The organism is Kineococcus deserti, assembly GCF_050871945.1.
Taxonomy (GTDB): Bacteria; Actinomycetota; Actinomycetes; order Actinomycetales; family Kineococcaceae; genus Kineococcus.
On sequence record NZ_JBJLSI010000039.1, the window covers coordinates 1 to 13,728 of the forward strand.

12 protein-coding genes and 1 pseudogene are annotated in these 13,728 nt (G+C 73.3%); 7 read left to right on the forward strand and 6 right to left on the reverse strand.

From position 1 onward, the window contains the following. Window positions 1-177 precede the first annotated feature (177 nt). From ACRYR2_RS21740 to ACRYR2_RS21765, 6 genes and pseudogenes are all read left to right on the forward strand, one after another. A complete protein-coding gene (locus tag ACRYR2_RS21740) occupies window positions 178-1,338 on the forward strand; it encodes a DUF475 domain-containing protein (protein WP_432564980.1) in 1,161 nt (386 codons plus the stop codon). Window positions 1,339-1,619: 281 nt separating this feature from the next. Further along, entirely contained in the window at window positions 1,620-2,282 is a 663-nt protein-coding gene (locus tag ACRYR2_RS21745; protein ID WP_432564981.1) for a hypothetical protein, read from the forward strand. 31 nt (window positions 2,283-2,313) lie between these two features. After that, a complete protein-coding gene (locus ACRYR2_RS21750) occupies window positions 2,314-2,892 on the forward strand; it encodes a TerD family protein (protein ID WP_432564982.1) in 579 nt (192 codons plus the stop codon). A gap of 15 nt (window positions 2,893-2,907) precedes the next feature. Further along, complete coding sequence (locus ACRYR2_RS21755; protein ID WP_432564983.1) at window positions 2,908-4,140, forward strand: HpcH/HpaI aldolase/citrate lyase family protein; 1,233 nt, start codon at window positions 2,908-2,910, stop codon at window positions 4,138-4,140. Between the two features lie 2 nt (window positions 4,141-4,142). Further along, window positions 4,143-6,664 (forward strand): annotated as a pseudogene (locus tag ACRYR2_RS21760) (phosphoribosyltransferase). 5 nt (window positions 6,665-6,669) lie between these two features. Next, the gene (locus ACRYR2_RS21765) at window positions 6,670-7,482 is read left to right on the forward strand and encodes an HAD family hydrolase (protein WP_432564984.1); all 813 of its coding nucleotides are present in this window, start codon (window positions 6,670-6,672) and stop codon (window positions 7,480-7,482) included. Here ACRYR2_RS21765 and ACRYR2_RS21770 read toward each other — a convergent pair. After that, window positions 7,463-8,020, reverse strand: coding sequence for a hypothetical protein (locus ACRYR2_RS21770; protein ID WP_432564985.1), 558 nt, complete (start codon window positions 8,018-8,020; stop codon window positions 7,463-7,465). The genes ACRYR2_RS21765 and ACRYR2_RS21770 overlap by 20 nt on opposite strands. A gap of 132 nt (window positions 8,021-8,152) precedes the next feature. On the opposite strand from ACRYR2_RS21770, the gene ACRYR2_RS21775 reads away from it, so the two are divergent. Next, window positions 8,153-8,578, forward strand: coding sequence for a hypothetical protein (locus tag ACRYR2_RS21775; protein WP_432564986.1), 426 nt, complete (start codon window positions 8,153-8,155; stop codon window positions 8,576-8,578). 17 nt (window positions 8,579-8,595) lie between these two features. Here the strand turns inward: ACRYR2_RS21775 and ACRYR2_RS21780 are convergent, their stop codons facing one another. Genes ACRYR2_RS21780 through ACRYR2_RS21800 form a run of 5 tightly spaced genes read right to left on the reverse strand, consistent with a single transcriptional unit; the run spans window position 8,596 to window position 13,669 of the window. Then, entirely contained in the window at window positions 8,596-9,399 is an 804-nt protein-coding gene (locus ACRYR2_RS21780) for an alpha/beta fold hydrolase (protein WP_432564987.1), read from the reverse strand. Then, entirely contained in the window at window positions 9,396-10,445 is a 1,050-nt protein-coding gene (locus ACRYR2_RS21785) for a PLP-dependent cysteine synthase family protein (RefSeq protein ID WP_432564988.1), read from the reverse strand. The genes ACRYR2_RS21780 and ACRYR2_RS21785 overlap by 4 nt, the downstream gene beginning before the upstream one ends. Window positions 10,446-10,490: 45 nt before the next feature. Next, window positions 10,491-11,390, reverse strand: a complete 900-nt coding sequence (locus ACRYR2_RS21790; protein WP_432564989.1) for a carbohydrate ABC transporter permease — start codon at window positions 11,388-11,390, stop codon at window positions 10,491-10,493. After that, complete coding sequence (locus ACRYR2_RS21795; protein WP_432564990.1) at window positions 11,390-12,340, reverse strand: carbohydrate ABC transporter permease; 951 nt, start codon at window positions 12,338-12,340, stop codon at window positions 11,390-11,392. Before ACRYR2_RS21795 ends, ACRYR2_RS21790 begins: the two co-directional genes overlap by 1 nt. A 57-nt stretch (window positions 12,341-12,397) precedes the next feature. Next, entirely contained in the window at window positions 12,398-13,669 is a 1,272-nt protein-coding gene (locus ACRYR2_RS21800) for an ABC transporter substrate-binding protein (RefSeq protein WP_432564991.1), read from the reverse strand. Window positions 13,670-13,728 lie beyond the last annotated feature (59 nt).

The following is a 13,728-nucleotide window of genomic DNA, read 5'->3' on the forward strand; positions in this document are numbered from 1 at the left end:
CAAAAGGGGGGGGGTGCAATTGTCTGGGTTTTGGGATAACGGTACGCCCCCCACCCCCCCCCCGCCGGCCGCCCCCCCCGGGGGGGGGGGGCCCGCGGTGCGACGTCTCCCGAGCGCCGGATGAGTAGGGTTCGTGGTCCGGCCCGCAAGGGCTCCCCGTGAACAGGAAGCTGACTGGTGATCCTCAAGACCTACCGCTGGTCGTTCGTCGTGACCGCGCTGGGGCTGGTTCTCGCAGCCTGGTACGGCTTGTCCGCCCACCTGGGCATCGGACAGGCGATCGCCCTCGTCCTCATCCTCTCGATCCTCGAGATCAGCCTCTCGTTCGACAACGCCGTGGTGAACGCGACCATCCTGGAACGGATGAGCGACTTCTGGCGGAAGATCTTCCTGTCCGTCGGCATCATCATCGCCGTCTTCGGCATGCGGCTGGTCTTCCCGATCATCCTCGTCAGCGTCACCGCCGGCCTGGGGCCGGTGGAGGTGATCCGCCTGGCCCTGCAGGGCGGGGACCCGGAGACGCCGGGCACCTACGGCTACGAGCTCCACGAGGCGCACCCCACCATCGCCTCCTTCGGTGGGATGTTCCTGATGATGCTGTTCCTGAACTTCATCTTCGGGGAGAAGGAACACCACTGGCTCGGGCCGGTCGAACGCCTGCTGGAGCGCGTGGGCAAGCTCGAGTACGTGCAGGTCATCGTCGCCGGCGGGGTGCTGCTGATCGTCGCCGAGACGTTCGCCACCGACCACGGCCGCACCGTGCTGGCCTCCGGGCTGGCCGGCATCGTGACCTACCTGCTCGTCAACGGCCTCGGTGAGCTGTTCAACGTCGAGGAGCACGTCGAGCACGGCGAGCACGGCGAGCACCCCGAGGGCGCGGCGGCCGAGGGCGCCGGAGCCACGGCCAGCGGCAACCGCGGACCCAGCGGTGCGGCGAAGGCCACCGGAAAGGCGGCGTTCTTCCTCTTCCTCTACCTGGAGGTCCTGGACGCGTCCTTCTCCTTCGACGGCGTCATCGGCGCCTTCGCCATCACCTCCGACCCGGTCATCATCGCCATCGGGCTCGGTGTGGGCGCCATGTACATCCGGTCCATGACGGTGCACCTGGTCGAGGAGGGCACGCTGGCCCAGTACCCGTACCTGGAGAACGGTGCGCTGTGGGCCATCGGCGCGCTCTCGGTGATCCTGCTGCTGAGCATCGAGGTGGAGATCCCCGAGGTCGTCACCGGCCTCATCGGCCTGGCCTTCATCGTGGCCTCGCTCATCAGCTCCATCCGCTACAACCGGGCCCACCCGGAAGAAGCGCACGTCGAGCGGGACGCGGTCCACAGCAGCTGAGCAGCGGGCACGGCGCGAGCGGAGGGGAGTGGCGACAGGCAGGAGGGTGATCGGTGAGCGGGACGAGCGGGCGACCGGCCGAGGAGGTCCACAACTTCCTCGGCCGGCCCGGACGCCGGCGCAGCACGCGCACGTTCGCCGACCACCTCAACCCGCCCCGCCCCTCCGCGGCGCCCCGCGCCACGCCACCTCCTGCCCCGCGCCCGGCCCCAGCCCTGACCCCCCGCCCGACACCCAGACCGACACCCCGGGCCGCCCCTCGCCCGGCCCCGGCCGGACCCGTGAGCCCCGCGACGGCGGCACCGGTTCCCGAGGCCGCGGTCGGGCAGGCCCGGGCCAGCGAGCGCCGCGTCGTCCTGGACGACGAGGCGCCCGTCGTGACCATCCCGGCGGCCGAGCGCAGCTCCGGCAGCCTGCGGTTCACCCTGCAGTGGGAGCAGCAGGTCACCTCCTCGGGGTTGCACCGTTCCTCCGACGTCCACCTGGGGTGCCTGTGGGAGACGCGCGAGCGTCACGCCGGTGCCCTGCAGTCGCTGGGTGACCTGCTCGCGGCCCCCGGTTTCGGCGCGCGTCAGGTGCTGCGCCTGGGCGCGCGCAGCGAGCAGGCGGGCGAGGAGGTCCTGGCCGACGCCGGTCACCTGCGCCTGATGCGCCGGATGGTCTTCTACGTCTACGCCGTGGGCGCGCAGCCGCCGGACTACCGGCGGCTGGCGCCGCGGCTGACGATCGGCCGCCGCGGCGGTGGCACCGTCCAGATGTGGACGGGGGAGCCGCCGGCCGGTGCCCGCACGTGCGCCATCGCCTCCATCCACGACGTCGGCGGCGACCTGGTCGTGCGCCGCGAGAACGAGTTCTTCCCCGGGCCCGTGCGCGAGGTCGCCCTCGCCTACGGTTTCGACGACCTCGACTGGAACGCCGAGGGCACCGTCCCCCGTCCCTCCTGACCAACCGCTGTCTGTGTGAAAGGAAACGCACGTGGCCGTCAGTCTGAACAAGGGTCAGAAGCTGTCGCTGTCGAAGGCCGGAGGCGGTGACCTCACCCGCGTCTACATGGGCCTGGGCTGGGACGCCGTCGCCAAGGGCCTGTTCCGCAAGAAGTCGGTCGACATCGACCTCGACGCGAGCGTCCTGCTGTTCGACGCCGCCGGCAAGCTCGTCGACGAGGTCTGGTTCCAGCAGCTGCGCAGCAAGGACGGGTCGGTCACGCACACCGGCGACAACCTCACCGGTGAGGGCGAGGGGGACGACGAGATCGTCTACGTCGACCTGCCCGCCGTGCCGGCCAACGTCACCTCGCTGGTCTTCACCGTCTCCAGCTTCACCGGGCAGAACTTCTCGCAGGTGCAGAACGCCGTGTGCCGGCTCGTCGACGCCGCGCAGCCCCAGCAGGTCGAGCTGGCCCGGTACGAGCTGTCCGACGCCGGCCCGCACACCGCGCAGATCATGGCCAAGCTGACCCGCGAGGGCTCGGGCTGGGCCATGACCGCGATCGGTGCCGCCGCCAACGGCCGCACCATCCGCGACCTGCTGCCCGCCGTCACGCCGCACCTGTAGAGCGGCAGGGACTTCGTGCGTCACTTCGCCACCCTCGACGAGGAGCAGACGCAGCGGTTGTTCCTGCACCCGCCGCAGCCCGTCGACGTCACCGCCGGCCGCGACGAGCTGGCGGTGGCGCTGGGGGCGACGCTGTACTGCCCGGCCACCCGCGAACGCCTCGCCGGGGACCTGCTCAAGCTGGCGCGGCGCGGTGTCCTGTCCGCCGTGGCGTGCCTGGAGGACTCCGTGCCGGACCACCGGGTGGCCGAGGCCGAGGAGATCCTCGTCCGTGAGCTGGCCGGGCTGGCCCGCACCCCGGGCTGGTGCCAGGCGCCGCCGCTCATGCTGTTCCTGCGCACCCGCACCCCCCGGCAGCTGCTCGACGTCGTCGAGCGTGCCGGCGTCGGGCTGGACTGCCTGCGGGGTTTCGTCCTGCCCAAGTTCGGCGGGGCCGGTCAGCCGTCCCCGCACGAGTGGCTGGAAGCGGTGCAGCAGGCCTCCGAGCGTGCCGGCCGGCGGCTGTGGGCCATGCCGGTGCTGGAGAGCCGGGACGTCGCCCACCTCGACACCCGGCACACCGCGCTGTTCGCGATCCGCGACGTGCTCGACGAGCACCGCGACGTCGTGCTGGCCGTGCGCACCGGGGCCACCGACCTGTCGGCCGCCTACGGGTTGCGCCGTCCGCGGGGCTCGACGGTGTGGGACGTGCGGGTCGTGGCCGACGTGCTCGGCGACGTCATCAACGTGCTGGGCCGCGCCGACGGCAGCGGGTACCCGATCACCGCCCCGGTGTGGGAGCACTTCACCTCCGGGGAGCGGGTGTTCCGCACCACCCTGTCGGTGAGCCCGTTCGCCGAGTCCGGGTCGGAGGAACTGCGCGAGCAGCTCATCGCCGAGGACCTCGACGGGCTGGTGCGCGAGCTCGTCCTGGACCGCGTCAACGGCCTGCAGGGCAAGACCGTCATCCACCCCTCGCACGTCGCCGTCGTGCACGCCATGTCCGTCGTCACGCACGAGGACTACTCCGACGCCACCGACGTGCTGGCCCAGACCGGTGGCGGGGCGATGGCCTCGGCCTACCGCAACAAGATGAACGAGGCCGGACCGCACCGGGCCTGGGCCGAGCGGGTCCTGCTGCGCGCCCGGGCGTTCGGGGTGGCCCGCGAGGACGTCTCCTACGCGCACCTGCTGCAGGCGCAGGACGACGCCTGGCGGGCGTTCCGGTCCTCGCAGGAGCAGGAGCAGCAGGAGGAAGCGCTCGCGTGACGATCGAGACGACCGGTACGACGCAGCGGTGGGTGGGCGACCGGCTCGGGGTCCGGCTCGGCGGGCCGCCCGGGGTCGACGGGCTGACGGTGCACGACCTGCTGGGCCTGGCGCTGCGGCGCAACCCCAAGCGCGCGCACCTGCTGGTCAGCCGCGTCCTGGGCAAGCACGTCCCGACCGACCCCCGGCTGGTGCGCGCGGCCGGGTTGCGGCTGGGCGCCCAGGTCGCCGGCGTCCTCGGGGTGCCCGACGCCCCCGGTGCCGATCCCGCCCTCTGGCGCGCCGCCCTGGAGGGGGACGAGGCGGCCACGACCGCCGTCCTGGCCGGGGCCGTGCGCGGTCCGGCCCGCCCGGACGCGCTGGTCGTCGGCTACGCCGAGACCGCCACCGGCCTGGGGCACACCGTCGCCGACGCCCTGGGCTGCGCCGGGCTGCACTCCACCCGTCGCGACGTCCCCGCCGCGCTCGACTACGCGGGGTTCGAGGAGGAGCACTCCCACGCCACCGGTCACCGGCTGCTGCCGGCCGAACCGGCCGTCCTGGCGGCCCTGGCCGACCCCGCGGCGCCCGTCGTGCTCGTCGACGACGAACTGTCCACCGGCCGGACCGTGGCGAACACCGTCCGGGCCCTGCACGCGCTGACCCCGCGCCGGCACTACGTCGTGGCCGGATTGGTGGACATGCGCTCGGCGGCCGACCGGGCCCGGCTGGCCGAGCTGGCCGACGAGCTCGGCACCCGCGTCGACGTGGTCGCCCTGGCCGCCGGGTCGGTCGACCTGCCCGACGACGTGCTGACCCGCGGTGGCGAACTGGTGGCCTGCGTGCAACCGGTCGTGCCCGCGCCCCGCCCCGTGCCCGCGGCCGTCCCCGTGCGGGTGGACTGGCCGGCCGGGGTGCCCACGACGGGGCGCTTCGGCACGGCCGGGGTGCACGCGGAACGGCTGGCCCCGGCCGACCTGGTCAGGCACCTGCTGCCCGAGCTGGAGGCGGGGTCGCAGGTCCTGGTGCTGGGCTCGGAGGAACTCATGCACGCCCCGCTGGCCGTGGCGACCCAGCTGGCCGAACGGTTCCGCGGGACGGTCCGGTTCTCCTCCACGACCCGTTCCCCGGTCCTGGCCGTCGACGACCCGGGCTACGCGGTGCGCAGTTCGGTGGCGTTCGTCTCGCACGACCCGGCCCAGGACGGGCCGGGGATCCGGTACGCGCACAACGTGGCCCGTTCCCAGCCGTGGGACGCCGTCGTGCTGGTGGTGGACTCGGCCTCGGACCCGGCGCGCCTGCACGACCCCGAGGGCGTGCTGGCCGCGCTGGCCCCGCACGCCACGCGGCTGCTGCTGCTCACCCTGCCCGCCGACGTCTGGAGCCACCCGTGAACCCGCCCGCACCGCTGTCCGGCCCGCGGTTCGGCAGCTACCTGCCCGACGAGGTGAGCTGGCTGCTCACCGACCTGTCCGGGGCGCAGCTCGAGGCGCCGGCCGAGGAGCGGGAGGAGGCCATCCAGAACGGCGGGGCGCACTACGCCGAATCGCTGCCGGTGGAGTACCAGCCCAGCGCGCAGTACCAGCAGCTGTTCCTCGACGCCCTGGCCCGCACCGCACGGCGGGTGGCGCTCGGGGTGGGGGTGGTGGCCGAGCTGCTGCGGGCCGAACGGGGGGAGGACCTCCTGCTGGCGTCCCTGGCCCGGGCGGGAACACCCGTCGGGATCCTGCTGCGGCGCTGGGCGATCCGCCAGGGACTGCACTGGCCGCACGTCGCGGTCTCGATCGTGCGCGGCCGCGGGATCGACGAGGTCGCGCTGCGCTGGATCGCCGAGCACCACGACCCGGCGGGAGTCGTGTTCGTCGACGGCTGGACGGGCAAGGGCGCCATCGTGCGGGAGTTGTCGGCCGCCCTGTCCCGCTTCCCCGGTTTCTCCGACGACCTCGCGGTGCTGGCCGACCCGGGCCGGTGCGTGCGCACCTTCGGCACGCGCGAGGACTACCTCATCCCCTCGGCCTGCCTGAACTCCACGGTGTCCGGGCTGGTGAGCCGGACGGTGCTCAACGACCGGCTGCTGGAACCCGGGCAGTTCCACGGGGCGAAGTTCTACGCCGACCTCGCGCCGGCCGACCTGTCGGGCCGGTTCCTGCAGGAGGTGACGTCCTGGTTCGACGACGTCGCCGCGGAGGTCCCGGCGGCGGTCGAGGCGGTGCTCTCGGGGGACCGGGAGGCGTCGTTCACCGGCTGGGCCGAGGTCGAGCGGGTCAGCGAGCACTACGGCATCGGCGACGTGAACCTCGTCAAACCCGGGGTGGGGGAGACGACGCGGGTGCTGCTGCGGCGCGTCCCCTGGCGCGTCCTGGTCCGCCCCGAGAGCGAACTGGCGCACCCCGGCGACCTGGCGCACGTGCGGCTGCTGGCCGACCAGCGCGGCGTGGTCGTCGAGGAGGTCCCCGGGCTGTCGTACTCGGCGATCGGGCTGATCCACCCGCGGTTCACCCGCGGGGCCACGGGCGCCGACGGGCGAGCGGCTGTGACGGTGTGAGAGGGGTGCTCGCCGCCAGCGACCTGGACCAGACGCTGGTGTTCTCCGCCCGCTCCGCGCAGGCCGACGTGACCGGCCTGGTGGAGGTCGAGGAGTACCGGGGGCAGAACATCTCCTGGGTCACCCCGCTGGCCTGGAAGCTGCTCGGGGAACTGGTGGCGTCCGGCCGGTTCGTGCCGGTCACGACGCGCACCCCCGAGCAGTACGCGCGGATCCGCTGGCCCTCCGCCGCGCCGCGCTACGCGATCTGCGCCAACGGGGGAGTCCTGCTGCACGAGGGCGCCGCCGACGCCGCGTGGACGGCCACGGTCCGCGAGCGGCTGGCCGGCTGCGCGCCGCTGGCCGACGTGCACGCCGAACTCCGGCGGCTGGCGGCCGCGCTGGTGGCGGCCGTCCCCGGGTCCGAGGACCCGGCGGTGCGGGTGGTCCCGGACCTGTTCGCCTACGTCGTCCTGCGCGAGGGCCAGCGCCCCGAACTCGAGGGTTCCCGCCTGGGCGACCTGACGGTCCTGCTCGACGGGTGGGGCTACACGGTGTCCCTGCAGGGCCGCAAGCTGTACGCCGTGCCCCGGCCGCTGACCAAGTCCGCGGCCGTGGCCGAGGTCGTCTCCCGGTGCGGCGCGGACGGTTTCGTGTCCGCGGGGGACAGCCTGCTCGACGTGGACCTGCTGGTCGCGGCCCACCAGGCCCGCCGCCCGCGGCACGGCGAGCTGCTGCGTGCCGGCTGGGAGCACGCCGGGGTGGAACTCACCGGGGGCGTCGGCGCCGCCGCGGGCGAGGAGATCGCCCAGTGGCTGCTCACCCGGGTGCAGGACTGACCTCGCGGCGGCGGTGGGCCCGCAGCACCGCCGCCACCGCGAGCACCGCGGCGGACCCCACGGTCCAGCGCACCGGGTCCGGCCCCGGCGGCAGGACGACCACCTCCACCGCGGCGCCGACGGGCACCACCAGTGCGGCCAGCAGCCCGCGGACACCGGGAAGCAGCCCGCGGACACCGGGACGGCGGATCTGCGAGCCGGCGAACCCCAGCGCCGGGCACAGCAGCAGACCGGCCGCGAACCAGAACACCGCCCCGTCCCCGGCCGAGGACACCGGGACGTCGCGCACCAGGGCGTCGACGACGTAGAACGCCGACAGCCCCACCGTGGCCGCCAGCCCGCCCGCCACCACCGCCAGGCGCGGGGTGCGCACCACGGCCCCGGCGGCCACGGCCAGTCCGGCCCAGGCGAACCCGGCGTTCAGCACCACGCCGGCGAAGCGCAGGGGCGCCGCGGCCGCCCCGTCGAGGAACGCGTTGAGCGTGCCGAAGACCACCGCCAGGGCGAGGGCGGACAGCAGACGTCGGGACGGGACCACCCGTCGACGCTACGGAGGCGCCAGGGTCACCGGTTCCCCGTCCGCACGACCAGCCGGCTTCCCACGCCGGTCCTGCACACCTGCGGGGGGACGATGGTGCTCGTGGACGGGGCGGGGCAACCGGGAGGAACGGTGCGGGCGGTCGAGCGCGGGTCCTGCCGGCGCCGCGGCCTGCTCGCCGTGCTGCTGCTCGACGCCACCTGCGTCGCCGCGCTGGGTTGCGCGGCGGGGCTGACCCGCTGCCGTCCCGCGGGACCGGGGTACCGGGCCGTCGCCGTCACGGCGGCGGCGAGCCTGCTGCCCGGGGCCGTCGCGGTGGGCCGGGAGTGGCGTGCGCACCGCCCCGGCGCCGGCGGACGGCACCGTGCGACCGGCACCGTCCTGCTGTTCGGCGCCGGGGTGGTCGTCAACACCGTCGGGACGCTGCGCACCGCGGCCCGGTTCGGCCTCCCGGGCCGCGGGCGGGGGCGGGCGCCCGCCGTCAACGCGGCGCTGGCGGTGGGCGGCGCCGCGATCGGCGTGCCCTACCTGGCCCTGGTGCGCGCGTTGCACCGGTGAGCGTCGGACCGCCGTGCTCAGCCGGGCAGGGCGGCCAGCGCCGCCGGCGCCTCGTCGAGGACTGACAGGTGACCGGCGCCGGGAACGGTGCGGAGCACCGCACCGGGGACGGCCGCCGCCAGCCGGCGGGCGTGCCCGACGGGCAGGACGCGGTCGGCCTCGCCGTGCAGCACCGTCACCGGCACCCGGACGCTCCCCAGGTCGAACCCCCACGGGTTCACCGTGGCCAGGTCGTCGTCGACGAGACCGCCCGGGCCGTCGGCGCTCGCCTCGGTGACGACGCCCCCGAACCACCCCCACGGCCCCTGGAGCACCGCCCAGTCCTCGCCGGTGAAGTCGACGCCGCCGCTGCCACCGGCCGCCTCGAAGTCCTCCTTGGCCACCCGGCCCCGGGTGGCGGCGCCCAACGACTCGATCGAGTGCGGCCCCATCCCGGCGAACCACTCCGGGCCGTCGCAGGGGGCGGCACCGGAGATCGACAGGCAGGCCGAGATCCGGTCCGGCAGCAGCGCCGCGCAGGCCAGGGCGTGCGGCCCGCCGCCGGAGTGCCCCACGGTGACGCAGCGCTCGATGCCCAGGTGGTCCAGGACGGCCCGCACGTCGGCCGCCACGCTCGCCACGTCGCGGCCCGGCCGCCGCGGCGTCCGGCCGTAGCCGGGGCGGTCGACGCCGATCCACCGCGTGCCCGGGTGCAGCAGCGGGGCCGGGGGTTCGCCGGTGTTCGGGGTGCCGCCGTGCCAGAGGACCACGGGTCCGGCGCCACCCGTGTCGTGCACGCCGAGCGCCGAACCGCCGGGGGCCGCGACCTCGAGACGCCTCACGGGAAGAAGGGTTCCAGCACCGCCCGCCCGGCGTCCAGGTCGATGCCCTTGGCCGCGACCCACGCGTCGGAGTAGTAGGTGTCCAGGTAGCGGTTGCCGTCGTCGCAGACGAGCGTCACGACCGAACCGGGCCGGTCGGCCCGCCGCATCCGGTCGACCAGCCGCAGCGCCGCGGACAGGTTCGTGCCCGTCGAGGCCCCGGCGCGGATGCCGGTGCGCTCGAACAGCATCCGCATCGCCGCGATCGACTCGGCGTCGGGGACCGAGAGCACCTCGTCGATGACCGACGGCACGAACGAGGGTTCCACCCGGGGCCGGCCGATGCCCTCGATGCGCGACCCCGCGGCCGTCACGTCGCGCGAGCCGGTGCGCCAGGCCTGCGCGAACGCCGAACCCTCCGGGTCGGCGACCGCCAGCTTCGTGGCGTGCTGCTGGTAGCGGCAGTACCGGCCGATGGTGGCGCTCGTCCCGCCCGTCCCGGCGCCCACGACGATCCACTCCGGCTCCGGGTGCGGTTCGAGGGCCATCTGCTCGAAGATCGAGCAGGCGATGTTGTTGTTGCCGCGCCAGTCGGTGACGGTCGAGGCGGTGGCGAACTGGTCGAAGTAGAACCAGCCGTCGCGCGCGCCGAGCTCTTCGGCGGCCGCGTACACCGCGCCGGGGTCCTCGACCAGGTGCAGCCGCCCGCCCTCCCGGCGGATCAGGTCGAGCTTGGCGGCCGACGTCTGGGCCGGGACCACGGCGACGAACTCCAGGCCCAGCAGCCGCGCGAAGTAGGCCTCCGAGACCGCCGTCGACCCGCTGGAGGCCTCGACCAGCGTCGTGTGCGGGCCGATGTCGCCGTTGGCCAGCCCGAACAGGAACAGCGAGCGGGCCAGCCGGTGCTTGAGCGAGCCGGTGGGGTGCACGGACTCGTCCTTGAGGTAGAGCCGCACACCCCACGAGGCGGGCAGGTCGAACACGCGCAGGTGGGTGTCGGCGCTGCGGTTGGCGTCGGCCTCCACGATCCGCACCGCGCGGTGGACCCAGTCACGATGGTCGGCCATCGGACGACGGTATCCGACGGGCGGAGCGCCCCACGCGAACGCACCTCACTTGATGGCGCCGCGCGTCACCCCGCTCATGACCCACCGCTGCGCCAGCACGTAGACGACGATCGTGGGGGCCATCGCCATGAGGTAGGAGGCGAAGGCGACGTTGTAGTCGGTGCTGAAGGCCAGCTGGAAGATCTTCTGCAGCACCGGGATGGTCTGCAGGGTCGGGTCCGCGGTGATCAGGGACGGCATCATGTAGTCGTTCCAGCTCGCCAGGAAGGCGAAGATGCCGACCGTGGCGTTCATCGGGGCCAGCAGCGGGAAGACGATCCGCCAGAACACCTGCCAGGTGCTCGCGCCGTCCATGCGGGCGCTCTCCTCCAGCTCGCCGGGGATCGAGCGCAGGAACGCCGAGTAGAGCAGGACGCTGAACGACATCTGGAACAGGATGTGCAGCAACGCCACCCCGCCGGGGTTGTCCAGCCCCAGGACGGCGGTGAGCTTGACCTGCGGCAGGGCGATGACGGGGAACGGGATGAACATGGCCGCGAGCAGGTAGACGTAGGAGTAGCGGAACAGCCGGTGCTCCCAGTTGCGCACGATGGCGTAGGAGGCCCAGCTGGCCAGCAGCAGGCAGCCGGCCACGCTGAACGCGCTGATCGCCAGCGACACGGCGAAGCCCCGGCCGAAGCTGGTCAGCGTCCACGCGTCGGCGAAGCTGCCGAAGTTCAGCGGCCAGGGGAAGGAGAACCCCGATCCGGCGACGGCCTCCTCGGGTGTCTTGAAGGCCATCGAGACGGCGAAGTACAGCGGGACCAGGACGGTGAGGGAGCACAGCGCCAGCAGGGCGGTCAGGCCCCAGCCGCGGTGGACCTTGCGCCCGACGACGGTGAGGTCGTGGTGGGAGCGGGCCTCGCGGGCGACGCTGGAGACGGTGGCGGGGTCGACGGCGGCCATCAGAGCGACACTCCTCGGCGACGGATCAGCTGCAGTTGCAGGACGGAGATGACGACGGTCAGGACGAAGAAGACGACGGCGTTGGCCATCTGGTAGGCGTAGTCGCCGCCGGTGAACCCCGAGAAGATCGTCATGGCGACGCTGCGGGTGGCGGTTCCCGGCCCACCGTCGGTGAGCCCGACGATGATGTCGTAGGCGTTGAGGAAGTTCTTGAACCCCAGCACGGTGTTGATGACCAGGTAGCCGGCCATCAGGGGCAGGGTGACGGAGAAGAACTGCCGAGACGCCCCCGCGCCGTCGAGGGCCGCGGCCTCGTAGACCTCGTCGGGGATGGCCAGCAGCCCCGCCAGGTAGATGATCATCGCGCTCGGGACGGCCTGCCACGCCGTGACGATCACGACGGCGATCCAGGCCAGGTCCGGGTTGGCCAGCAGGCTCTCCTGCAGGACCGGGACGCCGGCGGCGATCTGCGGCAGCGAGGTGGAGAAGAGGTAGTTGAACACGAAGGCGATGACGATGCCGGAGATGACCATCGGCACGAAGAACACGCCGCGCAACAGCGTCTTGGCGTGGATCCTCGCGTTGAGCCCCAGGGCCAGCAGCAGCGCCACGACGTTCGTGACGACGACCGTCACGACCGAGAACCCGAGCGTGAAACCGTAGGCGGAGAGGATGTTCGGATCGGTGAACAGCACGGCGTAGTTCGACAGGCCCACGAAGTCCCAGTCGCCGAAACCGACGTAGTCCGTGAGGCTGATCACCGCGCCGACCAGCGCCGGCACGGTGATGAACAGGGTGAACAGGAGCAGCGTCGGCAGCAGGAAGAGGTAGAACGTCGGATCGGTCCGCCGGCGGGACGGCCGGCCGTGGTGGACGCTGAGGGTGTCGCCGGTCCTGCTGCCGGTCCTGTTGCGGGTCCCGCGCGGTCTGGCGGGCTGGGTGGTGGCCATGAGAACTCCGTCGTCGCTCGAGCCGGTCGTCCGGTCAGTGGGTGCTCGCGGGGCACGTCACACCGCGCCGCGCGCGGCCAGTCGCCCCCAGTCCTCGTCGAGCCGTCGCAGGAGGGTGTCGGAGTCCCCGCTCAGCACGGCGTCCTGGATGTAGTTGCCAATCGGGATCGTCGGCGGGACGTAGGTGTTGGCGCCCTGGTAGATCCGGCCGGCGTCCAGGCTCGGTTGCAGACCGGCGACCCGCGGGTCCTGCAGGGCGGGGGCGTCCAGCAGGGGGGACGTGGCCAGGTTGTCGCCGTTGTAGCGGTCGATGACCTCGGGCGACATCAGCCAGCTGATGAAGGTCCGGGCCGCCTCCGGCTGGGCCGAGGAGCGCGGGATCCACAACGACAGGTCCAGGTTGACCCGGGCGCGGGCCTCGTCGGGGTTCTCCGTGGCCGGCAGCGGGAAGGTCGCGACCTGCAGCTGCGGGTCCACCTTCGCGATCTCCCCGAGCGCCCAGGGACCCTGCAGGTACATCGCCGCCTCGCCGCGGCCGAAGGCCAGGTTGCCGTCGGCGTAGGTGCGGCTGGCGGCGTCGTCGTTGGCGAAGGAGGCGAGCTGCACCATCTTCTCGCCGGCCTCGCCCATGTCCTCGGTGAAGGAGACGTCCTGACCCTCTTTGAGGGCGGCGAAGAACGCGGCGACGTCCAGCGCGCTGCCGGTGGTGTAGTCGAACAGGCCCTGGGCCAGCGTCCACACCTCCCGCGCCGTCAGTTCCACCGGGACGACGCCCGCGGCCTGGAACGTCTCGCACGCCGTGAGCAGTTGCGACCACGTCGTCGGGACGGCCAGGCCGGCCTGCTCGAACAGGGCGACGTTGTAGATCACCCCGGCCGACGTCACCGAGTACGGCAGCACGCTCGTCTCGTCCTCGTAGGTGGCGAACTGGTCCACCAGGGCCTGGTACTTGGGGTCGACCCGGGCGGCCTCGGGCATGTCGCCCAGGTCGCTCAGCACCCCGGTCTTGACGTAGTTCGACGTCTCCAGGTTGTAGTTGTAGGCCGCGACGTCCGGCGGGTCGCCCCGCACGAACTGGGCGACCAGCGAGGTCTGCGAGGAGTCGTGCTCGACGAACACCTCGTCCTGGGACGCGTTGAACTCCTCGACGAGGCCGGCGAAGTACTCGATGACCTCGGGTTTGTTCTGGAAGAACCGGATGCTCGTGCGGCCCTCGGCGCTGGTCGGTCCGCCGCAGGCCGCCAGTGCGGTGGTCGCACCGGCGGCGGCGAGGAACGTCCGGCGGCTCGTCGGCCTGGCGTGGTGGGTGGTCGTGCTCGTGCGGGTCACGTCGGGTTCCCCTCGTCCGGTCCGCGCGGGCACCGTCGCCCGCGCGGTCGTGCGCCTCC